General features: G+C 59.9%; 18 protein-coding genes and 2 pseudogenes. 10 read left to right on the top strand and 10 right to left on the bottom strand.

Annotated features, from left to right (window positions below; translation table 11 throughout):
* Positions 1–37: 37 nt before the first annotated feature.
* Both ACA065_RS02310 and ACA065_RS02305 read right to left on the bottom strand, forming a co-directional pair.
* Positions 38–427, bottom strand: coding sequence for a hypothetical protein (locus ACA065_RS02310; RefSeq protein WP_497693139.1), 390 nt, complete (start codon positions 425–427; stop codon positions 38–40).
* 1034 nt (positions 428–1461) lie between these two features.
* Positions 1462–3462: pseudogene (locus ACA065_RS02305) on the bottom strand (type VI secretion system Vgr family protein); the annotation flags it as partial.
* Positions 3463–3649: 187 nt separating this feature from the next.
* Here ACA065_RS02305 and ACA065_RS02300 point away from each other — a divergent pair.
* Entirely contained in the window at positions 3650–4138 is a 489-nt protein-coding gene (locus ACA065_RS02300) for a DUF2165 family protein (protein ID WP_497693138.1), read from the top strand.
* Between the two features lie 78 nt (positions 4139–4216).
* Here ACA065_RS02300 and putP read toward each other — a convergent pair whose 3' ends face one another.
* A complete protein-coding gene (gene putP / locus ACA065_RS02295) occupies positions 4217–5701 on the bottom strand; it encodes a sodium/proline symporter PutP (RefSeq protein ID WP_497693137.1) in 1485 nt (494 codons plus the stop codon).
* Complete coding sequence (locus tag ACA065_RS02290) at positions 5698–6084, bottom strand: hypothetical protein (protein ID WP_497693136.1); 387 nt, start codon at positions 6082–6084, stop codon at positions 5698–5700. Before ACA065_RS02290 ends, putP begins: the two co-directional genes overlap by 4 nt.
* An 81-nt stretch (positions 6085–6165) precedes the next feature.
* On the opposite strand from ACA065_RS02290, the gene putA reads away from it, so the two are divergent.
* Entirely contained in the window at positions 6166–10119 is a 3954-nt protein-coding gene (gene putA / locus ACA065_RS02285; protein ID WP_497693135.1) for a trifunctional transcriptional regulator/proline dehydrogenase/L-glutamate gamma-semialdehyde dehydrogenase, read from the top strand.
* A 213-nt stretch (positions 10120–10332) separates the two neighbouring features.
* Positions 10333–12135, top strand: coding sequence for an acyl-CoA dehydrogenase (locus tag ACA065_RS02280; protein WP_497693134.1), 1803 nt, complete (start codon positions 10333–10335; stop codon positions 12133–12135).
* Positions 12136–12138: 3 nt separating this feature from the next.
* On the opposite strand, the gene ACA065_RS02275 is transcribed toward ACA065_RS02280, so the two are convergent.
* Together ACA065_RS02275 and ACA065_RS02270 are read right to left on the bottom strand one after the other, a co-directional pair.
* Positions 12139–12432, bottom strand: coding sequence for a cell division protein ZapA (locus tag ACA065_RS02275; protein WP_497693133.1), 294 nt, complete (start codon positions 12430–12432; stop codon positions 12139–12141).
* Complete coding sequence (locus ACA065_RS02270) at positions 12429–12659, bottom strand: hypothetical protein (RefSeq protein ID WP_431749303.1); 231 nt, start codon at positions 12657–12659, stop codon at positions 12429–12431. Before ACA065_RS02270 ends, ACA065_RS02275 begins: the two co-directional genes overlap by 4 nt.
* A 223-nt stretch (positions 12660–12882) precedes the next feature.
* Between ACA065_RS02270 and ACA065_RS02265 the strand changes: the two are divergent.
* From ACA065_RS02265 to ACA065_RS02240, 6 genes and pseudogenes are all read left to right on the top strand, one after another.
* Positions 12883–13659, top strand: a pseudogene (locus tag ACA065_RS02265) (MCP four helix bundle domain-containing protein); the annotation flags it as partial.
* 30 nt (positions 13660–13689) lie between these two features.
* Positions 13690–14562 (top strand): methyl-accepting chemotaxis protein, encoded by an 873-nt coding sequence (locus ACA065_RS02260; RefSeq protein WP_497695289.1) that lies wholly within the window; start codon positions 13690–13692, stop codon positions 14560–14562.
* 227 nt (positions 14563–14789) lie between these two features.
* Positions 14790–16532, top strand: a complete 1743-nt coding sequence (locus ACA065_RS02255) for a potassium/proton antiporter (protein ID WP_197625817.1) — start codon at positions 14790–14792, stop codon at positions 16530–16532.
* A 56-nt stretch (positions 16533–16588) separates the two neighbouring features.
* Complete coding sequence (mscK, locus tag ACA065_RS02250; protein ID WP_497693132.1) at positions 16589–19927, top strand: mechanosensitive channel MscK; 3339 nt, start codon at positions 16589–16591, stop codon at positions 19925–19927.
* A gap of 48 nt (positions 19928–19975) precedes the next feature.
* Complete coding sequence (gene selO / locus ACA065_RS02245; RefSeq protein WP_497693131.1) at positions 19976–21439, top strand: protein adenylyltransferase SelO; 1464 nt, start codon at positions 19976–19978, stop codon at positions 21437–21439.
* Positions 21440–21450: 11 nt separating this feature from the next.
* On the top strand, positions 21451–22020 hold the full coding sequence (locus ACA065_RS02240) for a GNAT family N-acetyltransferase (RefSeq protein WP_497693130.1): 570 nt from the start codon (positions 21451–21453) through the stop codon (positions 22018–22020).
* Here ACA065_RS02240 and ACA065_RS02235 read toward each other — a convergent pair.
* Positions 22013–22414, bottom strand: a complete 402-nt coding sequence (locus tag ACA065_RS02235) for a helix-turn-helix domain-containing protein (RefSeq protein WP_497693129.1) — start codon at positions 22412–22414, stop codon at positions 22013–22015. The two genes, ACA065_RS02240 and ACA065_RS02235, sit on opposite strands and share 8 nt — an antisense overlap.
* The gene (locus tag ACA065_RS02230; protein ID WP_497693128.1) at positions 22411–22707 is read right to left on the bottom strand and encodes a type II toxin-antitoxin system HigB family toxin; all 297 of its coding nucleotides are present in this window, start codon (positions 22705–22707) and stop codon (positions 22411–22413) included. Before ACA065_RS02230 ends, ACA065_RS02235 begins: the two co-directional genes overlap by 4 nt.
* A 235-nt stretch (positions 22708–22942) precedes the next feature.
* On the opposite strand from ACA065_RS02230, the gene trxC reads away from it, so the two are divergent.
* Positions 22943–23377 carry a thioredoxin TrxC gene (gene trxC, locus ACA065_RS02225; protein WP_017138537.1) on the top strand — a complete coding sequence of 145 codons (435 nt, stop codon included), beginning with the start codon at positions 22943–22945 and terminating at the stop codon, positions 23375–23377.
* Positions 23378–23501: 124 nt separating this feature from the next.
* Here the strand turns inward: trxC and ACA065_RS02220 are convergent, their stop codons facing one another.
* Together ACA065_RS02220 and ACA065_RS02215 are read right to left on the bottom strand one after the other, a co-directional pair.
* On the bottom strand, positions 23502–23729 hold the full coding sequence (locus ACA065_RS02220) for a DUF6124 family protein (RefSeq protein WP_497693127.1): 228 nt from the start codon (positions 23727–23729) through the stop codon (positions 23502–23504).
* Between the two features lie 480 nt (positions 23730–24209).
* Positions 24210–24980, bottom strand: a complete 771-nt coding sequence (locus ACA065_RS02215; RefSeq protein ID WP_122718083.1) for a ParA family protein — start codon at positions 24978–24980, stop codon at positions 24210–24212.
* Between the last annotated feature and the right edge of the window lie 142 nt (positions 24981–25122).

Genomic DNA, 25122 nt, shown 5'->3' with positions numbered 1-25122 from the left:
AATAATTCAGCGCCCTACAGTTGCTCATTCGAAGCTTTCATCCAAGCCAGCCGACATACTTACCAACCGCCCATAAAGCGACACAAAAACCGACTAAGAAGAACAAAGAATACACCAACGCTTTTAGTTGAAACTTAAGCCGAGAGGGGACTTGCTCAAATTCTGCCCGGGTAAAACCACCATCTTTAATATGCACCTCAGAAAAGACAAACATTCCCGCAATGGTTAACACGAAAAATGTTCTATTTAAAAAGCCCGCATCCAGCACTTCCCTACGAGAAACGACTACTTTCGCCTCACCTAGATACTTCAATATCTCATTTACCTTACAATAGGAAAAATACACCTGTACCAAAAATATCAACCCCACAAAAGCGACCACACCTATCCAGCACCACATATAATATTCGTAATAGTTACCCGTCACTGCTTTCCTCCTTTATAAATAAATTCCCCCAAGTGTTCTCCAACAATTGTCCCGCCAGCTCCCACAACAGCTGCACCTGCCCCCACAACTACCAAGACACATAAAACTCCTCCCACGCCCGCAGTTCCCGCACCTATAGCAACGCAAACCGTGCCAGCGCTCGCTGCCGCTCCAGAACCACCCAACCAACCACCGAAGGCACTACCGACGAAACTGCCTCCCTCCGTGAATTTCACCTTTTGACAATCTTCTTCACTGCCAACCCGACACGTTTCTTTTACCTTGATCGCCGATGCAGACGCCCCTAGCCCAATACCGACAAACCCGCCGACCTTCATATACTGACTCGCCCGCGCTACACCTTGAATGTGCGTCGCATACCCTGGAATCCCCCCCGACACGCCTGCTTTGCTCCAATGATGAACCAAACTACGACTGGAAATTCCCAACGCACTTTTGAGCTTCGGGTGGTCTGCAATACCCACACCTTTACGCACCAAAGGCCCGAGACTGCTATCCAGCTGAGTTAACAATCGCTTACGTTTGGCAAAAAAGTCGGCGCCTTGCAGATTGCCATGTGCCCGGTAGGTTTCGACGTGCAACTTTTCAAGGTTTACGAGAGTGGTCTGGGTCTGAGCCAGATGACTCGCCACCATGCTTGATCCGATCCCCACCGCCGTCGAACTCTCTGCCAAAAACGCACCAATCACTTCCTCGTGCTCAACCATAAACGCCGCTTCGTCATCACTCATTGGCTTCAGCGCATCGTTCACCTCCTGTGCCGCTTCCATGAGCAACGCCTCTTCACGCGTGCATTGGCTGTTAAGCGGATCGCTGAGTACAAGCAATTGCCCCGGCCTGGCGTATTGCGTGAGTTGTGGATTAAGGCTGCGAAAACGCTCCAGTACGACCGCACTGGGCGATTCGAACAGAGACTTTTCCAAAGCATCCCGAGGCATTGCGCGCTGCACAATATGAAACCCCGGCTCGACGCCAGAGGCTTTACCAGCAGTGGCTCCTGACCCTTTGCCGCCATGCTGCGGGAGGTCACACTGCCCGTTCTTGCAGCGCTCGCACTCTTCGCAAAACGGCGCGCTGCGTTTCAGGCTGGCCACTTGCACGCGGCTGAGCGGTGCGGGAATAACCGCCAGCAACTTTTCCTTGATGCCCGGCATTAACGGCGCAGCGGCGGCGGCAGGCGCACCGCCCAGCTGAATCGGCACGCTGCTGAAAATGCCGCCCGCCGAAAGCGTGATCGACTGCCCGCCCGCCTGGATCGTCACGCTGGCGCCGGCATCAATGACGATGCTTTGCCCTGCCCCGATTTGAATGGTGCGACCCGCGCGCATCTGCTGCGAACCACCGACCACCAGATGATCGTCCTGCTTGAGTTCGGTCAGGCGGTTGCCATGGGTGATGCGCTGCTCTTCGCCTTGCAGCTCATGATGCGACTCGCCACCCACCGTCACCCGCCGCTGGTTATCCACCTGCACCTGTTCGTCATGCAGTACATGCTGGGTCCAGTCACGCTGGGCGCGCAGGTAGATTTCCTCGGCGCCCTTGCGGTCTTCAATGCGCAGTTCGTTGTAGCCGCCGCCACCTGGGCTGCTGTGGCTGCGCAGAATGCTGCGGGTTTTGTCCGCCGGCAGGTCGAGCGGCACCGGGTTTGCCGCGTTGGGCAGGCAGCCCATCACCAGCGGCATGTCCATGTCGCCATTGGCGAAGCCCACCAGGACTTCCATGCCGACCCTGGGAATCAGCACCGCACCATAACGGTCATGGGCCCAGGCACTGGCGACTCTCAGCCAGCAGCTGGAATGGTCGTTATGGTCGCCGTCGCGGTCCCAGGCCAGCTGTACTTTGACCCGGCCGTATTCGTCGCAATGGATCTCACTGTCGGCAGGCCCCGTGACCACCGCGTTCTGGTAGCCGGAGATCTGCGGCCGCGACAGTATCAGTGGCGTTCGAAACGGCACATCCCAAGGGCTGACAACAAATTCGTTTCTGTAGCCCTGAGACGATTCATCGCCATAGTCTTCAGGCGCAGACTCTTCCAACACCTGAGGCTGCTGCCCGGAATGGTGCAACTGGGTGACCAGCCACAGATCATTCCATTCCGGACGCGGGTGCCCGGACATTTTCAGGAACTGCCCGGTGACGAGGCCCGGCTGGTCGCTGAAACCGCTGGCCTGGCGATAATCGCTGCGATGACGCTCCAACACGCGTTGCGCCAGGTACTTGCCATGCTCGCGATCGGCAAAGTGCCCAGGGTAGCGCTGCTCGCTCAGGGTGGGGCGCTGCCCGCCGGATGCTGCGCTCTCCAATGCCAGGCTTGGCTTCTTGAAGTCGTAGTCGCGCAGGTTCACGCCGGTGCTACGGGTCTCCAACCGCAAGATAAACCGCTTGATCGCAGGGGTATCGGCAACCATTCCGGAACCGGGCGAGTAAGGAGTGGCTTGATCTGGCTTGAGAAACACGCTCTGGTCGTCGCCAAATACCAACAGGTGACGCTCGGGGCTGTGCTGAAAGTGGTAGTGAATGCCGGACTCGGCACACAAGCGCTGAATGAACGCCAGATCGGTTTCGTCGAACTGAACACAGTACTCACGCTCGGGATACTTGCCGCTCAGTTGAAACACAAAGGTGTCGCCCTGGATAGCCTGGGCTTCCAACACCAGCGCAATGATCTGAGGCACGGTTTTTTTCTGGAAAATCCGCTGGTGAGTGCTGTGCTCCAGGTAAGCCAGCTGCGGCACCAACGTGATCTGGTAACGGGTAAGACGCTTGCCCGCATCGCCTTGTGCCACCCGATACACCTGGCCGTGAATACCATGACCATTAGCGTCAAACCCCAGGAAGGCCTGCCGGTGCATGAGGCTCTCGAGGTCCAGGTCGGCCTGCTCGCTGACCAGTTCAAGGTCGAAGCGAAAGGGCAGGCTAATAAACTCATCACCTGTGAACCCATGGACCTTGAGATCGCTGGGCTGGCCATCAAGGGTCAGGTTAAAAGCACTTTCGTTGGCAGGAGCGAACATCCGGTGTTTCTCTGCGAGGGGTGGGCGGTCGATTCTGCACCAGCTTTTTGCCCTCCTGAGCGCCGCGTGGCCAAATCAGTATGTTCCTACGCCATGGGTGCCCGATTCTTCATGTTGCCTGCGTCGAAAGCACGCCACCGCCGTGCTAGCGTAACTGTCCCTTTCTCGCCGGATCACTGGAAAAAGCATGACCGCCCGCTACGCAAAAATCATCCTGACCCTTGTACTTGCGGCCTTCGCGACCCTCGTTGCGTTCAACAACATCACGGACTACGGCTCCAACTTCGCCTTCGTCAAACACGTGTTGAGCATGGACACCACGTTCCCCGACAACGCCGCCCTTTACCGCTCAATCACCACGCCATGGCTGTGGCACGCGGCCTATGCGCTGATCATCCTGGGAGAGGCGCTCACCGCGCTGTTGCTGGCCTGGGGTGCGCTATCGCTGTGGCGTGCACGGCACGCTAGCGGTGTCGACTTTAACCGCGCCAAAGCAGGCGCAACCACCGGCCTCGCCCTCGGTTTTATGGTGTGGTTTTTTGGTTTTATGGTGGTGGGTGGGGAATGGTTTCTGATGTGGCAATCCCATCAGTGGAACGGCCAGGAAGCGGCGTTCAAGTTCTACATGGCGATTCTGGGCGTGCTGATTTTTCTTAATCAGCCTGACACCGACTGAATCAGCCATAAAAAAGGCCCGCTATCCTTAGGACGCGGGCCTTTTTTTCAACTCAGCGGGCGCTCAGCACCCGACGAATTACTTGTTGAGGTTGTAGTCTTTTTCCGCAGCATCAAAACGCTCGACCATACCTGCAGTCGGTGCGCCCAGCTTGCTGACGAAGTAGATCGCCAGGCTGGCGAAGATGAAGCCTGGGATGATTTCGTACAGGCCCAGCAGCTCGAAGTGCTTCCACACAATCACAGTGACCGCGCCGACCAGGATGCCGGCCAGTGCGCCGTTGCGGGTCATCTGTTTCCAGATCACCGAGATCAGCACCACAGGACCGAACGCGGCGCCAAAGCCGGCCCAGGCGTAGCTCACCAGGCCCAGCACACGGTTGTTCGGGTTGGCCGCCATGGCAATGGCGATCAGGGCCACCAGCAACACCATGGCGCGGCCGACCCACACCAGTTCAACCTGGGAGGCGTTTTTGCGCAGGAAGGTTTTGTAGAAGTCTTCGGTCAGGGCGCTGGAGCACACCAGCAGTTGGCAGCTCAGGGTGCTCATCACCGCCGCCAGGATGGCGGACAGCAGCACGCCGGCAATCCATGGGTTGAACAGCAGCTTGGCCAGCTCGATGAACACACGTTCGTGGTTCTCATTGACCGGGCCGGCCACTTCCGGGTGCGCCGAGAAGTACGCGATGCCGAAGAAGCCCACCGCCACGGTACCGCCCAGGCACAGGATCATCCAGGTCATGGAGATACGGCGTGCCTTGGCAATCGACTTAACCGAATCCGCCGCCATGAAACGCGCGAGGATGTGCGGTTGGCCGAAGTAACCCAGGCCCCAACCCATCAGCGAGATGATGCCGATGAAGCTGGTGTTTTTCAGCATGTTGAAGTTGTCGGGGTTCTTGGCTTCAATCGCCAGGAAGGTGGTGTCGATACCACCGGTGGCCAGCAGCACGATGATTGGCGTCAGGATCAGCGCGAAGATCATCAGCGTGGCTTGCACGGTATCTGTCCAGCTGACCGCCAGGAAACCACCAACGAAGGTGTAGGCAATCGTCGCGGCAGCACCGGCCCACAGCGCGGTCTCGTAGGACATGCCGAAGGTGCTTTCAAACAGACGGGCACCGGCGACGATGCCGGAAGCGCAATAAATAGTGAAGAACACCAGGATCACCACCGCAGAGATGATCCGCAGCAAGCCGCTTTTATCTTCGAAACGGCTGGAGAAGTAATCCGGCAGCGTCAGGGCGTCGCCGTTGTGCTCGGTCTGCACACGCAGGCGGCCGGCCACAAACAACCAGTTCAGGTAAGCACCGACGATCAGGCCGATGGCGATCCAGCTTTCCGACAGGCCGGACATGTAGATCGCGCCCGGCAGGCCCATCAACAACCAGCCGCTCATGTCGGAAGCACCCGCCGACAAGGCTGTAACCACGCTACCGAGGCTGCGACCGCCGAGGATGTAATCGGAGAGGTTGTTGGTGGAGCGATAGGCCATGAAGCCGATCAGCACCATTGCTGCGATGTAGATCACAAACGTGATCAGGGTGGGATTGCTAACGCTCATAAGAAGTGACGCCCTGGCTTTGTTTTTATGTAGCGACGGTCTGTGTCAGACGGCCACCCGTTGATAACCGGGTAGACGAAACGGCGTACCGCGCATTTATGACTGGCGTTTCCCCAGGAAAGCCGCCAGCCGATGAACCAACCCCTTGAGGTGGTTGCACCTTGGTCGCGAATGCTATTCAACAAAGCAAATAAGGTGCAACCAGTTTCTTGCGAATAAGTTGCACCCATGTGTGTTTTGGCCAAAACAGCGGTTTTTTGCTCCTTTTCGGAGCAAGAACAGCCAATGTCAGAAGCAAATGCACCAAGGCGGAGCGGATTCAGTCGAGGGCCGGATTTTTTCCCGATCACGATCGAAAATTTCCTGAACAATTTGGGTTGCACCCGGTTGCACCTCTGCATGCGCAAAGCTAATCTTGCCGCCAGCAGATGCCACGCAGTAGTGGCACCCATGAGGATAAAAAGATGGCTACGACCACCCTTGGGGTCAAACTCGACGACCCGACCCGCGAACGCCTCAAGGCGGCCGCGACCTCCATTGATCGCACGCCGCACTGGCTGATCAAGCAGGCGATTTTCAATTACCTGGAGAAACTCGAGGGTGGTGCAACCCTGACCGAGCTCAATGGCTCGAGCAGCAAGGACGCTGAAGACGCAGGCGAAGTGCAGCCGGACCACGCCCACCAGTGCTTCCTGGAGTTCGCCGAAAGTATCCTGCCGCAATCGGTATTGCGCGCCTCGATTACCGCCGCTTATCGTCGCCCGGAGCCGGAAGTGGTGCCGATGCTGATCGAGCAGGCCCGCCTGCCGCAGCCAATGGCCGAAGCGACCAATAAGCTGGCCGCTTCGATTGCCGAGAAGTTGCGCAATCAGAAGAGCGCCGGCGGCCGTGCCGGTATTGTTCAAGGCCTGCTGCAAGAATTCTCCCTGTCGTCCCAGGAAGGCGTGGCACTGATGTGCCTGGCCGAAGCGCTGCTGCGCATCCCGGACAAGGGCACCCGTGACGCACTGATCCGCGACAAAATCAGCACCGGCAACTGGCAGCCGCACCTGGGCAACAGCCCGTCGCTGTTCGTCAACGCCGCCACCTGGGGCCTGCTGCTGACCGGCAAACTGGTCGCCACGCATAACGAAGCAGGTTTGACCTCGTCCCTGAGCCGCATCATCGGCAAGAGCGGCGAGCCGATGATCCGCAAGGGCGTCGACATGGCCATGCGCCTGATGGGCGAGCAGTTCGTCACCGGCGAAACCATCGCCGAAGCCCTGGCCAATGCGAGCAAGTTCGAAGCCAAGGGCTTTCGCTACTCCTACGACATGCTCGGTGAAGCCGCGCTGACCGAGCACGATGCCCAGAAGTACCTGGCCTCGTACGAGCAAGCCATTCACTCCATCGGCAAAGCCTCCCACGGCCGTGGGATTTATGAAGGCCCGGGCATCTCCATCAAGCTCTCGGCACTGCACCCGCGTTACAGCCGTGCGCAGTACGAACGCGTGATGGATGAGTTGTACCCGCGCCTGCTGTCGCTGACCCTGCTGGCCAAGCACTACGACATCGGCCTGAACATCGACGCCGAAGAAGCCGACCGCCTGGAGCTGTCGCTGGACCTGCTCGAACGCCTGTGCTTCGAGCCGCAACTGACCGGTTGGAACGGCATCGGTTTCGTGATCCAGGCCTATCAGAAGCGTTGCCCGTATGTGATCGACTACGTCATCGACCTGGCGCGCCGCAGCCGCCACCGCCTGATGATCCGCCTGGTAAAAGGCGCGTACTGGGACAGCGAAATCAAGCGCGCCCAAGTCGAAGGCCTGGAAGGCTACCCGGTCTACACCCGCAAGGTGTACACCGACGTTTCCTACATCGCCTGTGCACGCAAGCTGCTGTCGGTGCCGGAAGTCATCTACCCGCAGTTCGCCACGCACAACGCCCACACCCTGTCGGCTATTTACCATATTGCCGGTCAAAACTATTACCCCGGCCAGTACGAGTTCCAATGCCTGCACGGCATGGGTGAACCGCTGTACGAGCAAGTTGTAGGCAAGGTCTCCGAAGGCAAGCTGAACCGTCCGTGCCGTGTGTACGCGCCGGTCGGCACCCACGAAACACTGCTGGCTTACCTGGTGCGTCGCCTGCTGGAAAACGGCGCCAACACCTCATTCGTCAACCGGATTGCCGACCACACCATCTCGATTCAGGAGCTGGTGGCCGATCCAGTGGCCAACATCGAGCAAATGGCGACGCTGGAAGGCGGCTTCGGCTTGCCGCACCCGCGTATTCCATTGCCGCGTGACCTGTATGGCAGCGACCGCGCCAACTCGGCCGGTATCGACCTGGCTAACGAGCACCGCCTGGCGTCGCTGTCTTGCGCCTTGCTGGCCACCGCGCACAACGACTGGAAAGCCGCGCCGATGCTGGGCTGCGCGTCCAGCAATGAGCCTGCCGCACCGGTGCTGAACCCGTCCGACCTGCGTGACGTGGTCGGCCATGTACAGGAAGCCACCGTCGAAGACGTCGACAATGCTATCCAGTGCGCCATCAACGCCGGCCCGATCTGGCAGGCCACTCCGCCCGCCGAGCGCGCCGCGATCCTGGAGCGTGCCGCCGACTTGATGGAAGGCGAGATCCAGCCGCTGATGGGCTTGCTGGCCCGTGAAGCTGGCAAGACCTTCGCCAACGCCATCGCCGAAGTACGCGAAGCCGTGGACTTCCTGCGTTACTACGCAGTACAGGCCCGTAACGATTTCACCAACGATGCCCACCGCCCACTCGGCCCGGTGGTGTGCATCAGCCCGTGGAACTTCCCGCTGGCAATCTTCAGTGGCCAAGTCGCTGCGGCACTGGCTGCCGGTAACCCGGTATTGGCCAAGCCTGCCGAGCAAACCCCGCTGGTGGCTGCACAAGCCGTGCGCATCCTGCTCGAAGCCGGTATTCCGCAAGGCGTGCTGCAACTGCTGCCGGGCCAGGGCGAAAGCGTCGGTGCGCGCCTGGTCGGTGATGATCGCGTCAAAGGCGTGATGTTCACCGGTTCCACCGAAGTCGCGCGCCTGCTGCAACGCAGCGTCGCCGGCCGCCTGGATGCCCAGGGTCGTCCGATTCCGCTGATCGCCGAAACCGGTGGCCAGAACGCGATGATCGTCGACTCTTCGGCACTGACTGAGCAAGTGGTGATCGACGTAGTTTCGTCGGCCTTCGACAGCGCCGGCCAACGCTGCTCGGCCCTGCGCGTCCTGTGCCTGCAGGAAGATTCGGCAGACCGCGTCATCGAAATGCTCAAGGGCGCCATGGCTGAATGCCGCCTGGGCAACCCGGAGCGCCTGTCGGTGGATATTGGCCCGGTGATCGATGCCGAAGCCAAGGCCGGCATCGAGAAACACATCCAGGCCATGCGCGACAAAGGCCGCAACGTGTACCAAGTGGCGATTGCCGACGGCGAAGAGATCAAGCGCGGCACCTTCGTGATGCCCACCCTGATCGAGCTGGAAAGCTTCGACGAACTGCAACGCGAGATCTTCGGCCCGGTGCTGCACGTGGTGCGCTACAAGCGCAAAGAGATCGACCAGCTCATTGCGCAGATCAATGCCTCCGGCTACGGCCTGACCCTGGGCGTACACACCCGCATCGACGAGACCATCGCCAAGGTGATCGACAACGTGCATGCCGGTAACGTCTACGTGAACCGCAACATCGTCGGCGCCGTGGTCGGCGTGCAGCCATTCGGCGGCGAAGGCCTGTCGGGCACTGGCCCGAAAGCCGGTGGGCCGTTGTACCTGTACCGCCTGTTGTCGACCCGCCCTACGGATGCAATCGAGCAATCCTTCGTACGTGGCGACAAGTTGGCTGCACCGGACGTGCGCCTGCGCGATGCCATGAGCCAACCGCTGACGGCCCTGAAAACCTGGGCCGACAGCAACAAGTTCAGCGACCTCAGCGCCCTGTGCAACCAGTTCGCCGCGCAATCGCAAAGCGGTATCACTCGCCAACTGGCCGGCCCGACCGGCGAGCGCAACAGCTACGCCATCCTGCCCCGCGAGCACGTGCTGTGCCTGGCAGAAGTAGAAGGCGACCTGCTGACGCAACTGGCGGCCGTGCTGGCTGTAGGCGGTTCGGCGGTATGGCCGGAAACTGAGCTGACCAAGGCCGTGTTCCCACGCCTGCCGAAGGACATTCAGGCGAAGATCAAGCGCGTGGCCGACTGGACCAAGGACGAAGTGGTGTTCGACGCAGTCCTGCACCACGGCGATTCCGATCAATTGCGTGCGGTGTGCCAGCAAGTGGCGCAGCGTGGCGGGGCGATTGTCGGGGTGCATGGTTTGTCGCAGGGTGAAACGGCGATTGCGCTGGAGCGCTTGGTAATTGAGCGGGCGTTGAGTGTTAACACCGCAGCGGCAGGCGGTAACGCCAGCCTGATGACCATCGGTTAACTCATGTGGGAGCGGGCTTGCTCGCGAATGCGGAGTGTCAGTCGCCAGATGTACTGACTGATCCACCGCATTCGCGAGCAAGCCCGCTCCCACATTGACCGCGTTCGCAACTCCCTTCTCGCGTTCTGCCTCTGCATCACGCAAATCAATCTTGCTATCCAGCCTCTATTCGCGCACTTAGACTCAGGCCCATCCCCAAACAGGTAAGCCGCCATGTCCGAGACGCTGCTCAGTTCCCGCAATCTGGCTTTCGAGCTGTACGAAGTCCTCGATGCCGAGGGCCTGACACAGCGCGAGCGGTTTGCCGAACACACCCGCGAAACCTTCGATGCCGCCATCAGCACCGCACGCAGCATTGCCGAGAAGTACTTCGCGCCGCACAACCGCAAGAACGACGAAAACGAACCGCGCTATGAAGACGGCCAGGCGATCCTGATTCCGGAAGTGAAACCGGCCGTGGACGCATTCCTTGAAGCCGGCTTCCTGAACGCCGCGCGCAGCTTCGAAGCGGGCGGCATGCAGTTGCCGTCCTTGCTGTCCCAGGCCTGCTTTGCGCACTTCCAGTCGGCCAACGCGGCCTCAACCTCCTACCCGTTCCTGACCATGGGCGCCGCCAACCTGATCGAAAGCTTCGGCACAGAGGAGCAAAAACAGCGCTTCCTGCAACCGATGATCGAGGGCCGCTTCTTCGGCACCATGGCCCTCACCGAGCCGCATGCTGGGTCGTCGCTGTCGGATATTCGTACGCGGGCAGAGCCAGCGGCTGACGGCACTTATCGCCTCAAGGGCAACAAGATCTTCATCTCCGGCGGCGATCACCCGCTGTCGGAAAACATCGTGCACATGGTGCTGGCCAAGTTGCCGGACGCGCCGGCCGGGGTGAAGGGCATTTCGCTGTTTATCGTGCCCAAGTTCCTGGTCAACGATGATGGCAGCCTGGGCGCGCGTAACGATGTGTTGCTGGCCGGGCTGTTCCACAAGATGGGCTGGCGCGGCACCACGTCCACGGCGCTCAACTTCGGCGATAACGGCAACTGCGTCGGCTATCTGGTAGGCAAACCGCACCAGGGCCTGAACTGCATGTTCCAGATGATGAACGAGGCGCGCATCGGCGTGGGCATGGGTGCAGTCATGCTCGGTTACGCCGGCTACCTCTACTCGCTGGAATACGCTCGCGAACGCCCGCAAGGTCGCCTGCCGGACAGCAAAGACCCGAGCACCGCACCGGTCTCGATCATTCAGCACGCCGATATCAAGCGCATGCTGCTGACACAAAAAGCCTATGTGGAAGGCGCCTTCGACCTCGGCCTGTATGCCGCGCGGCTGTTCGATGACACCACCACCCTGGAAACCGACGCCGAGCGCAAGCAAGCCCACGAACTGCTCGACTTGCTCACGCCCATCGTTAAATCCTGGCCGTCGGAGTTCTGCCTCAAGGCCAACGAACTGGCGATCCAGATCCTCGGCGGCCACGGCTACACCCGTGAATACCCGGTGGAGCAGTACTACCGCGACAATCGCCTGAACCCGATTCATGAGGGCACCCACGGCATCCAGTCCCTGGATTTACTTGGGCGCAAGCTCGCGCAGAACGGCGGCGCGGGCCTCAAGCAACTGATCCGCCTGATCGCCGAAACCGGCGCGCGGGCGCAACAGTACCCGTCACTCACGGCGCTGCGAGAACCCCTGGAACAGTTAGTTAATCGCCTGCAAAGCGTGACGATTGGCCTGCTGACCGATCTCGCCCAAGGCAAGGTCAACAGCAGCCTGGCGAATTCGGCACTGTACTTGAAGGTGTTCGGGCACACGGTGATTGGCTGGCGCTGGCTGGAGCAGGCGATTCGCGCCGAGGAAGGCTTGGCCAGGGGCAATGCGGCCGATGCTGCCTTCTATAAAGGCAAGCTCCAGGCCGCCCGGTACTTCCTGACCTGGGAAGTGCCGAGCTGCCATCATGAACTGGCGATTCTGGAGGCCCGCGATGACACGTGCCTGGGCATGCAGGACGAGTGGTTCTAAGCCTTAAGGCTGTCCGATAGCCTTGGCGATGACGTCGACCGTGGCGCTGACTTGCTCTTGGTAACGGTCGAGTTCCTGCTGGTGGTGCTTTTGCATTTCGATCTGCTCGGCGCACAGGTTCAGCGCGGCCAGTACCAATAACTTGTCACCGATCAGCGTCGGATACTTTTTCTTGGTGGTGGCCAGGGAAGCCTTGAGCATGGTCACAGCGTGCATCAGGGTCTGATCTTCCCCATCCGGCGCCTTGATCGAGTAATCCTCTCCGAGAATCGAAACGACCTTTATCCCTTCATTCATGCGCCGACAGGACCTGCGCTCACACGCTCAACCAGTGCCTGGATGCGCGCGGCGGTGGCGCCGTGCTTTTCTTCCTGCTCCATCAGGTTCAATTGCAGGCTGTCGTTTTCATCCTTGGCGCGGGCCAGTTCGGCCTTGAGGGATTCGTTGCTGCCCAGCAGGTCCTGATTCTGCTGTACCAGGTCGCCGACCAGTTGTTCCAATTGGCTGAGTGATGCTTCTAACATTTTGATTTCTCGGGCTTTTTAAAAGGGCGGTGACGATAAAGAAAATTCACCTCGGATGCCAGGGTTATCCCAGGCTGGCAGCCCGATTTTTAAGGGCCGGGCCACACTTTGGAGCCTTAGTGACTGCATTTACCCCATCTGGTTCCTGAATCCGCCCAACCCCTCGTCAGATGCGACAAAAGCGCGCGCCCCCTTAAGACTTTAGTCGCATGGCCGATAGGTGATGCACACCCCGTCTCATGGCCGCACGGATCGCGCTTCTCCCCAGGACTCCAGCATGTCTCTTCGTAATATGAATATCGCTCCGAGGGCCTTTCTTGGCTTTGCGTTTATTGGTGCACTCATGTTGTTTCTCGGCGTGTTCGCCCTGAACCAAATGAGCAAGATCCGTGCGGCAACCGAAGACATCACTCAGTCCAGCGTGCCAAGCATTCGCGCCCTCGACGAATTCACCCAACTGACCCTGCGCCTGCGCGTGTTGTCGTACCGCTTGCTGACCAACCGCGAGCCGGACGTGCAGCAAAAGACCCTGGAAGCCTTCGAACTGCGCAACCAGCAGATCCGCACCGCCCAGGGCATCTATGAAAAACTCATCGAGAGCGGCGAAGAACGCGCCGCTTACGACGAATATATGCGCTTGCTCGGCCAGTACCACCAGATCGAAGAGCGCATGAAGAGCTTGTCTCGCGCCAATCAGATCGACGACCTGCGCAACTTGCTCAACACCGAATTGCTGAGCAACTCCGAGCAGGTCAATGCGGTGCTGACGCGCCTGCTGGACATCAATAACAAGATGGCCAACGAGACCAACCAGCAAGCCAGAGACCAATACGACATGGCGTTTAAGCTGGTGGTGGGCCTGTTGATCGTTACCACGGCGCTGACCGTGCTGTTCGCCTGGCTGCTGACACGCAGCATCACCCTGCCAATCGCCCAGGCGCTGGAAGCCGCCGAAGAAGTCGCCGAAGGCAACCTGACGCGCCCGATCAAGGTCGACGGCAACGACGAAGCCGGCCGCCTGCTGGCCGCCATGGCCAAGATGCAGGACAAATTGCGCGACACGCTGCAACGCATCGCCGGTTCCGCCACCCAACTGGCGTCCGCCGCCGAAGAGCTGAACGCCGTCACCGACGAAAGCGCCCGTGGCCTGACCCAGCAAAACAACGAAATCGAACAAGCCGCCACCGCCGTCAACGAGATGACCAGCGCCGTCGAAGAGGTCGCGCGCAACGCTGTGAGCACCTCCGAAGCCTCGCGTGCCGCCACCACGTCAGCCGGTGACGGCCGCGATTTAGTGCAGGAAACCGTCAGCGCCATCGAGCGCATGAGCGGTGACGTGCAAGCCACGGCCACCTTGATTGGCGACCTGGCGAATGAATCGCGCGATATCGGCAAGGTGCTGGACGTGATTCGCGGCCTCGCCGACCAGACCAACCTGCTGGCCCTGAACGCGGCTATTGAAGCCGCGCGTGCCGGTGAAGCCGGGCGTGGGTTTGCCGTGGTGGCGGATGAAGTGCGGGCCCTGGCCCATCGCACCCAGCAGTCGACCAGCGAGATCGAGCGGATGATCGGCAGCATTCAGAGCGGCACCGAGCATGCGGTGGATTCGATGCGCAACAGCACCGAGCGCGCCGAATCGACGCTGAACATCGCCAAAGGCGCCGGGATGTCGCTGGACACCATCAACACCGCGATTGTCGAGATCAACGAACGCAACCTGGTAATCGCCAGCGCAGCGGAAGAGCAGGCGCAGGTGGCGCGGGAAGTGGACCGCAACCTGGTGAATATCCGTGATCTGTCAGTGCAGTCGGCAACCGGTGCCAGCCAGACCAGTGCGGCGAGCAGTGAGCTATCGCGCCTGGCGGTGGATTTGAATGGGATGGTGGGGCGCTTTCGCCTTTAACTGACACACCTGGGTAAAAAATGATCGTTCCCACGCTCCGCGTGGGATGCAGCCTGTGACGCTGCGCGTCACGCCTTAAAAGCGGACGCAGAGCGTCCAACGAGGCATTCCCACGCAGAGCGTGGGAATGATCTTTTGACAGCGCAGCAATTCAACAGGTTAGAATCGCTGGCACGCAGACTGCATGGTCAGTTCGCGCCCGTCTTCCCTGCTCTGGAGTACTGCCTTTGAATGCGACGACCATCAACAGCCTGTTCTTGATCGGCGCGTTGCTGGTGGGTGCGAGCATTCTGGTGAGTTCTCTTTCCTCGCGCCTGGGCATCCCGATTCTGGTGATCATCCTGGCTGTGGGCATGGTCGCCGGCGTCGATGGCGGCGGCATTATCTTTGATAACTACCCAACCGCCTACTTGGTGGGCAACCTCGCCTTGGCGGTCATCCTGCTCGATGGTGGCTTGCGCACACGGGTGGCGAGTTTCCGCGTGGCACTCTGGCCGGCGCTGTCGCTGGCCACAGTGGGCGTGTTGATTACCACCGGCCTCACCGGCATGGCCGCTGCCTGGCTGTTCGACCTCAATATCATTCAAGGCTTGCTGATTGGCGCCATCGTCGGCTCAACCGACGCCGCCGCAGTGTTCTCGCTGCTGGGCGGCAAGGGCCTGAACGAACGGGTCACCGCCAGCCTGGAAATCGAATCCGGCAGCAACGACCCGATGGCGGTGTTCCTCACCGTCACCTTGATCGACATGCTCGCCACAGGCCAGACCGGCTTGCACTGGAGCCTGCTGACCCACCTGATCCGCGAATTCGGCATCGGCGGCATCGTCGGCCTGGGCGGCGGCTGGCTGATGCTGCAGATGGTCAACCGTATCAACCTGGCCACCGGCCTGTACCCGATCCTGGTGATTGCCGGTGGCCTGGTGGTGTTCGCCCTGACCAACGCCTTGCACGGCAGCGGCTTCCTCGCGGTGTACCTGTGTGGCCTGGTGATCGGCAACCGCCCGGTGCGCAGCCGTCATGGCATTTTGCACATGCTCGACGGCATGGCCTGGCTCGCGCAGATCGGCATGTTTTTGGTGCTGGGCCTGCTGGTCACACCGCATGACTTGCTGCCCATCGCCCTACCGGCCTTGGGCCTGGCGCTGTGGATGATCCTGTTTGCGCGGCCGCTGTCGGTGATGGTCGGCCTGCTGCCGTTCAAGGCGTTCCACGGGCGCGAAAAAGCCTTTATCGCCTGGGTCGGCCTGCGCGGCGCGGTGCCGATCATTCTGGCGGTGTTCCCGCTGATGGCCGGCCTGCCCCACGCGCAGCTGTACTTCAACCTGGCGTTCTTTATCGTGCTGGTGTCGCTGCTGGTGCAGGGCACAAGCCTGCCGTGGGTGGCCAAGCTGCTCAAAGTGACCGTGCCGCCAGACCCTGCGCCGATTTCCCGCGCGGCCCTGGAAGTGCACGTCACCAGCGAGTGGGAGCTGTTCGTTTACCGCCTGGGTGCAGAAAAATGGTGCATCGGCGCGGCCCTGCGTGAGCTGAAAATGCCCGAAGGCACGCGCATCGCCGCACTGTTCCGTGGCCAGCAACTGCTCCACCCGTCGGGTAGTACGGTGCTGGAAGTCGACGATTTGCTCTGCGTGATCGGCCACGAACACAACCTGCCGGCCCTGGGCAAATTGTTCAGCCAGGCGCCGCAACGTGGCCTCGACCTGCGCTTCTTCGGTGACTTCGTACTCGAGGGCGACGCCCAGCTGGGCGCGGTGTCGGCCCTTTACGGCCTCAAGCTCGAGGGTATCGACCCGGATATGCCATTGAGCCGCTTCATCACCCAGAAGGTCGGCGGTGCGCCGGTAGTGGGCGACCAGGTGGAGTGGAACAACACCCTGTGGACCGTCGCGGTCATGGACGGGAACAGAATCGGAAAAGTCGGCGTCAAATTTCCCGAAGGAAGTCGTCCAGGCCCTGGACTCTTCCTCTAAACTGCGGGGCTACGGCGCCACGCCCCCACCTTCTTTACCTTGCTCGACCGGTATTCATGACAACTCTGCGCACCTTTTTAGCCACTGCCCTGCTGAGCCTGACCCTTTGTGTCGGCAGCGTTTACGCCGCCGATCCGCCCAGCGCCGATGCCATCCAGCAAACCCTGGACAAGCTGCCCGACCGCAAGCTGCCCGACGCCGACATGAAGGCGCTGCAGACTATCCTGCAACAGACCCTGACCTACCTGGGCAACAAGCAGGATTACGAGCAGCGCCTCGTCGACCTCAAGCGTCAGTTGGAAGACGCCCCGCGCCAGACCACCGACAACCAGCGTGAATTGGTGCGGCTCAAGGCCACCAACATCATCCCGGTGGCGCAACGCTATGCCACTCTGCCGGTGCCGCAGCTTGAGCAATTGCTGGTACAACGCACCACCCAGCAAGGCGATCTGCAAAAAACCATGGCTGACGCCAACAGCATGTCCGTCGCCGCCCAGACCCGCCCCGAACGCGCCCAGACTGAAATCAGCAACAGCCAGACCCGCATCCAGCAGATCAATTCGATCCTCAAGGCGGGCAAAGACAACGGCAAGACCCTCACCGGCGACCAGCGCAACCAACTGAATGCCGAACTGGCCGCCCTCAACGCCCTGATTCCATTGCGCCGCCAGGAACTGGCCGGCAACAGCCAACTGCAAGACCTGGGCAATAGCCAGCGCGACCTGGCAACCGAGAAAACCAGCCGCCTGGAGCAGGAAATCCAGGACCTGCAAACCCTGATCAACCAGAAACGCCTGGCCCAGTCCCAGCAGACCGTAACGCAACAATCCATCGAAGCACAAAAGGCCGGGGGCAGCAGCGTGCTGGCCTCGGAAAGCGCGGCTAACCTCAAACTGTCCGACTACCTGCTCAAAAGCACCGACCGCCTCAACGAGCTGACCCAGACCAACCTGAAGACCAAGCAGCAACTGGACGCGGTGACTCAAAGCGACTCCGCCCTGGACGAGCAAATCAACGTGCTCAAGGGCAGCCTGCTGCTCTCCAAGATCCTCTACAAGCAGAAACAAGCGCTGCCGCGTCTCACGGTCGACCGTGACCTGGCAGACGATATCGCCAACATTCGCCTTTACCAATTCGAGATCAACCAGCAACGTGAGCTGATCAACTCGCCCAGTGCCTATGTGGATAACTTGCTGGCCAACCAGCCACCGGAAGACGTGACGCCGCAACTGCGCCGTACCTTGCTGGAACTGGCGATCACCCGCAGCGACTTGCTCGAGCGCCTGAGCCGTGAGCTGAGCGCACTGCTGAACGAATCGATCACCCTGCAACTGAACCAGAAACAACTGCTCAGCACCGCCACCACCCTGCGCGCGACGCTGGAAGAGCAAATGTTCTGGATCCCCAGCAACAAGCCGCTGGACACCGAGTGGCTGGAAACCGTACCGGCGCACCTGAGCAAGCAAATCACCACCCTGCCGTGGGCCTCCAGCGTCAGCGAACTGTACGACGGCCTGACCCAGCGCCCGCTGCTGTTCCTGCCGTTGCTGCTGTTGATCGGTGCACTGTTGTGGCGGCGCAAGGCGCTGTACCAGCGGCTGAACAAGGTCCACCTGGACATCGGCCACTTCAAGCGCGACAGCCAGTGGCACACACCGCAGGCCATCCTGATCAACATTCTGCTGGCGATGCCGGTGTCCCTGGGCCTGGCGCTGTGCGGCTATGCGCTGCAGATCGACGCCCGCGGGCAGAACGCCAACCTTGGCGATGCACTGCTGCAGATCGCCCAAGCGTGGCTGGTGTTCTACACCGCCTACCGCATCCTGGCGCCGGGCGGCGTGGCGGAGCTGCACTTTCGCTGGGAGAAACCCCAGGTTGAATTCCTGCAAGGCTGGGTGCGCAAACTCGGCCTGGTAGTGCTGGCATTGGTGGCCGTAGTGGCCATCGCCGAGCACCAGCCCGAGGCGCTGGCCGACGACGTGCTGGGCATCGGCGTGGTGCTGACCTGCTACGCGCTGATGGCCTGGCTGCTGGGCCGCCTGCTGCTGCACAGCCCAACCCACGAGAAAGCCTCACTGTTTCGTAAAGCCGTGGGCCTGGTGTTCACCGCCCTGCCCGTCGCCTTGTTCCTGGCGGTGTGCTTTGGCTATTACTACACCGCGCTCAAACTCAGCGACCGCTTGATCAACACCCTGTACCTGCTGATGTTCTGGCTGGTGATCGAAGCCACCTTCGTGCGCGGCCTGGGCGTTGCCGCACGGCGCCTGGCCTACTCGCGCGCCCTGGCCAAACGCCAGGCGGCCAAGGAAGCCGGGGATGGCGAAGCGGTGATCGAAGAGCCGACCCTGGACATCGAACAGGTCAACGAACAGTCGATGCGCCTGATCCGCCTGGCCTTGCTCGGCGGCTTTATCGCCGCGCTGTATTGGGTGTGGAAAGACCTGATCACCGTGTTCTCCTACCTGGACAACATCACCCTTTACGAATACTCCAGCGGCACCGGCGCCAATATCAGCATGGTGCCGATCAGTATCGGCGACTTGCTGGGAGCGTCGATCATCGTCGGCATAACCGTTGCCCTGGCGCGCAACTTGCCCGGTTTGCTCGAAGTACTGGTGTTATCCAAGCTGGATCTGGCCCAAGGCAGCGCATATGCCACGACAACCTTGCTGTCGTATGTGATTGCCGGTATCGGCTTCGTCTCGGCCTTGTCCACGCTCGGCGTGAGCTGGGACAAATTGCAATGGCTGGCGGCAGGGTTGACGGTAGGGTTGGGCTTCGGATTGCAGGAGATCTTCGCCAACTTTATCTCCGGCATCATGATCCTGTTCGAGCGCCCGGTACGCATCGGCGACACCATCACCATCGGCAACCTGTCGGGCACGGTCAGCAAGATCCGCATCCGCGCCACCACCATCACCGACTTCGACCGCAAGGACATCATTGTCCCGAACAAGACGTTTATTACCGGGCAACTGATCAACTGGTCGCTGACCGACACCATCACCCGCGTCACCCTGAAACTGGGTGTGGACTACGGCTCCGACCTGGACCTGGTGAAGGATTTGCTACTGAAGGCCGCGCGAGAAAACCCTCGCGTGTTGAAAGAGCCGGAACCCCACGTGTACTTCCTCAACTTCGGCGAAAGCACCCTCGACCACGAATTGCGCATGCACGTGCGCGACCTCGGTGACCGCAACCCGGTGATCGACGAGGTGAACCGCTTTATCAACCGCGAGTTCAAGAACCACCACATCAACATCTCGTTCCGCCAGATGGAGGTCTACCTCAAGAACCTCCACGGCCAGGAATACAAGCTGATGGAAGTCGACACCCCGGCCAAACCCGCCAATGACGGCGGCGTAAAAGAGCCGCCGCCGAGCAAACTCGACTAACGCGTCTATCCCCAGCAGAATGCTCGGACATTCTGCTGGAGATGGCCGGTGAAAGCCCTCGACGAACTGACCTTCGACAACCGCTTCGCACGCCTGGGCGACGCGTTCTCAACCCACGTATTGCCTGACCCCCTCGACAAACCGCGCCTTGTGGTCGCGAGCAATGCCGCCATGGCCTTGCTCGACCTCGACCCGGCGGTGGCCGAAACGCCAGTATTCGCCGAGCTTTTCAGCGGGCACAAACTGTGGGCCGAAGCGGAACCACGGGCGATGGTCTATTCCGGGCACCAGTTCGGTGGCTACTCCCCGCAACTGGGCGACGGCCGTGGGTTGCTGCTGGGTGAGGTGTACAACGAGGCCGGCGAGCATTGGGACCTGCACCTCAAAGGCGCCGGGCTCACGCCTTACTCGCGCATGGGCGATGGCCGCGCGGTGCTGCGCTCTTCGATCCGTGAGTTTTTGGCCTCTGAAGCCCTGCACGCCTTGGGCATCCCCAGCAGCCGCGCCTTGTGCGTGATCGGCTCCGACACGCCGGTGTGGCGTGAGAAACAGGAACGTGGCGCGATGGTGTTGCGCCTGGCGCACAGCCATGTCCGCTTCGGGCATTTCGAATATTTCTACTACACCAAGAAGCCCGAGCAGCAGAAAGTATTAGCTGAGCACGTGCTGTCATTGCACTACCCCGAGTGCATGGAACAGCCTGAGCCGTACCTGGCGATGTTCCGCGAAATCGTCGAGCGCAATGCCGAGATGATCGCCAAATGGCAGGCCTATGGCTTCTGCCACGGCGTGATGAACACCGACAACATGTCGATCCTGGGCATCACCTTCGACTTCGGCCCGTTTGCGTTTCTCGACGACTTTGACGCGCACTTCATCTGCAACCACTCCGACCATGAAGGGCGCTACTCCTTCAGCAATCAAGTGCCGATTGGCCAGTGGAACCTCAGTGCGCTGGCCCAGGCGCTCACGCCGTTTATCAGCGTTGACGCCCTAAAGGAAGCGCTCGGGCTGTACCTGCCGCTGTATCAGGCGCATTACCTGGACCTGATGCGCCGCCGGTTGGGGCTGACCACTGCCGAAGACGATGACCAGAAGCTGGTGGAGCAATTGCTCAAGCTGATGCAGAACAGCGGCGTCGATTACACGCTGTTCTTCCGCCGCCTGGGCGATGAGCCCGCAGCGCTGGCCGTGGCGCGGCTGCGCGATGACTTTGTCGACCTTGCCGGGTTTGATGCCTGGGCCGAGCAGTACAAAGCCCGCGTTGCGCGCGACGGCGACTACAGCGAAGCACAACGCCGCGAGCGCATGCACGCGGTAAACCCGCTGTACATCCTGCGCAACTACTTGGCGCAGAACGCCATCGCCGCCGCCGAGTCAGGTGATTACAGCGAAGTACGGCGGCTGCATGAAGTGCTGAGCAAGCCGTTTGAAGAGCAGGCGGGGATGGAGCAGTACGCCCAACGGCCGCCGGATTGGGGGAAGCATTTGGAGATTAGTTGTTCGTCGTAAGGAGACGCACCATGAAGCTTTCTGACATCCCGGCCAGGCTGTTACGCAGTAGCCGCCTGCACCTCACCGCGCCGACACTCGATAGAGTGTCGGACATGCATAGCCTGCTCATAGACTTCAGCCAACCTCATACCGACTTTCTGGTTTGGGCAAATGGCCGCCCGCGCCTGGAAGATGCCCGCGCCACTATGCAAACGGCTGTGGATAACTTCAACGCCGACAAGAGCGAATACAAATTCCTGATTATCGAGAACAACTCCGACGCACTGGTCGGCTGCATCAGCCTGTTCATTCACGACCTGCGCATCCCTTACCTGGAAATAGGCTATTGGGTCGGTAGCGCCAGCCTGGGCAAAGGCTACGCCACCGAAGCATGCGCCTTGGTGCGCGACATCGCTGTGGAGTTCTTCAACGCCAACAGAATCGAACTCACCACGGCCCGACGGAACACCCGCAGTATCAAGGTGGCAGAACGCTGCGGGTTTACGTGCGAGGCGGTGCTTTCCAATGCGCGGCTCGATAAGGCCGGGCGGGTGGATGACACCTGCGTTTATGTGTTTAAAGGCACCGCAGCTAGATAAAGGTTTCCACTGAAACGCCAAAACGCTCCGCCAGCCAACGAATCTGCCGCACGTTGAGCTGGCGCTTTGCGCTCAATATTTCAGAGACGACCGATTGGGCGCCAACGCCCGGCAGGTCGCTTTGGGTGAGATTATGTTCACGCATCATGTAGCGCAGCACATCGACGCCACTGGCGACGGGCATTGGGCGGTGCTCATGATCGTAGGCTTCGATCCAGTCACTGAGGATGTCCACGAGGCTCATCAGCGGACTGTCTTCGTTTTCGCCGACCAGGTTCAGTAATTCGTCCAAACCACAAACCAGCGCGTCGTAGTCCGCTTCGTTTTCTGGCTTGCGCATCACTGGCGAAACAAATTGCCAGTGTTCGGCCGCGACTCGCATAAGCGCGCTCATCTGATTTTTTCCTTCCATTTGTCTTTCTCATAATCGCGGTGATCAAGCAGGTACTTGATGTAAACGCGCTGCGCCCGATACTCCACGCCAGCAATCAGCCTCAGCTTGTTGCCACCAATATCGAATACGTGAAACGGCCCAACTTTATCCGTGGCAGGAAACATGGTTTTCATCGCCGCGAAGTCTTTGGGGTCATTGCGCTTCATTACCCGATACCACTGGTCCAACGCCGTTGCTGAGCGTGGCCACTTTTCCTTTGCTTCCCAGATCCTTTTCTCGCTGATCACTCGCATGCAACATCCTTATCGCATCTTGCTATGAAGGTTAAACCCGATTTCGGACTATCGCAATTTGCTATAGCCGCAAACAGACAGATGGCGCAAAACAGAACAAGCTCCAACAGCCTAGATACGCTATCTCACATCAGCCTAGGCAAACTGTGAGCGAATGAGTCACTTGCTCCACGCCTTGATAAAGCCTGGGCCTGACTCCAAATACAGTCCATTGGCCATACCCAAGGAACCCACCATGTCCGAACCTCTTGTCATCCCTTGCCCTCATTGCAACGGCCTCAACCGCATCCCCGGCGAACGCCTGGGCGATGCGCCTAAATGCGGGCGTTGCAAGCAGCCGGTGTTGCTGAATAAGCCTTTTGAGCTGAAGCAGGGCGACTACGCCAGCCAGATCAAGGGCGACCTGCCGTTGCTGGTGGATGTGTGGGCCGAGTGGTGCGGGCCGTGCAAGTCGTTTGCGCCGGTGTTTGAGCAGGCGGCGGGGCAGCTTGAAGGTAAGTGCCGGCTGGCCAAGCTGGACAGCGAGGCTAATCAGCAGCTGTCGGCGCAGTTGGGGATTCGTTCGATTCCCAGTTTGATTCTGTTCAAGAACGGCCGCGAAGTGGCGCGCCAAAGTGGGGCGTTTCCGTTGCCGCAGTTGATGAGTTGGTTGCGTAGCCAGGGTGTATAACCCAAACCCAATATCAACTCGGTCAAATGTGGGAGCTGGCTTGCCTGCGATGGCATCACCTCGGTTTGCCTGACAGACCGAGTTGTCTGCATCGCAGGCAAGCCAGCTCCCACACTGACTGGGTTTAAGCTTGGGGTACGGGGGTTTCGCGATCCATCATCTGGCCTACGAGTTGTACGCCGAGTTCGCTTAATTGATGGATAGCCAGGGCTACGTCGCGGTGTTCGCCGGTGAGGTCGTTGGATAGCTTGAGTAATAGCGTGCGAACGGAAGAGAAGGTTTCGTAGCTGTTGAGCACGAGGGTTTCGGTAGGGAGGTCGGGGGTAATGCTGTAAAGGTTGCTGGTTTTCATCGTTATTCCCGGAGTGAGCCGCCCTCACCTCGCTACTAAACGAGGGTGGCAGCTGTGCGCAGGTTAGTAGACCGGGGAACAACGCAAAGCCGGCGCACCCGAAGATGCCCTACGCACAGCCACCATCAAACACAGACAAAAGTCTGCTAGATGAAGCTCGTGCACTTTACGCTGCTCTTCGGGCTACTAAACCCGATCACTGAACATTCAGTGACCGAAGAACCTTAAAGACGCCCATCCAGACGCACAAGCCGGGCGATTCTGGCTTATCTGTAGGCAGCGAGACAAGGCGCAACCCCGCTTGCCAGACCCTTCCTACAGCCTCTGTGGGACAAATCCAAATCCCCTGCAGGAATGCAAAAACAAATGTGGGAGCGGGCTTGCTCGCGAAGGCGGTGTGTCAGTCGCCTTATCAGCAAACTGAACCACCGCCTTCGCGAGCAAGCCCGCTCCCACATGGAAATTTGTGTTGCCGTCAGGTCAGCTGTTTTCCAGCAAGTTATGCAGCTCCACAAACTGCTGCGTCAGCTTATGCCGAGGGTCCAGGTGAATCAGCGGCTTGTTCTCCTGGTGCGACTCGCGCATGCGCACGGAGCTGGCCAGGTACACCGGCAGCACTGGCAACCCTTCAGCAATCAACTCATCGAGCATCTGCTGCGGCAGGCTCGCACGGGCCTGGAACTGGTTAACCACGATGCCTTCCACTTCCAGGCCTTCGTTGTGGTCTTCCTTCAGTTCTTCGATTTCCGCCAGCAGGCCATACAGCGCCTGGCGCGAGAAGCTGTCGCAATCGAAGGGGATCAGCACGCGATCAGCGGCAATCAACGCAGAAACCGCATAGAAGTTCAGCGCTGGCGGCGTATCCAGATAAATCCGGTCGTAATCTTCGCTCAACTCATCCAGCAGCTTTCGCAGCTTGTTGATCTTGTGCTTGGCCTCAAGCTTGGGCTGCAGGTCCGCAAGCTCGGCGGTCGCGGTGATGACGTGCAGGTTGTCGAACGGCGTTTCGTAGATATCCACGCGGTTTTTCTTGGAAAACGGCCCGGAAGACAGGGTTTGCTTGAAGAACTCGGCAATGCCCATCGGGATATCGTCGCCGGTCAGCCCGGTGAGGTACTGGGTTGAGTTGGCTTGTGCATCGAGGTCCACCAACAGGGTTCGATAGCCTTCACTGGCGCTGACCGCCGCCAGGTTGCAGGCAATGCTGGACTTGCCAACACCGCCTTTTTGATTGAACACCACACGCCGCATGGAAAAACCTCCGTGTATCAATGAATGTCCGAGTGTAGAGGGCAAAAGCGCCTGTTAGCTACCTTGTTTATCCATGCGCGGCTGCATCAACGCGCCAACGCGGTTCGGCTGTCATACGTCGCCGACGAACGAAAAGGAATAC

The organism is Pseudomonas sp. LBUM1640, assembly GCF_059716225.1.
Note: the sequence above shows the minus strand (reverse complement) of the source record. Positions and strands in the feature narration are given on the sequence as shown.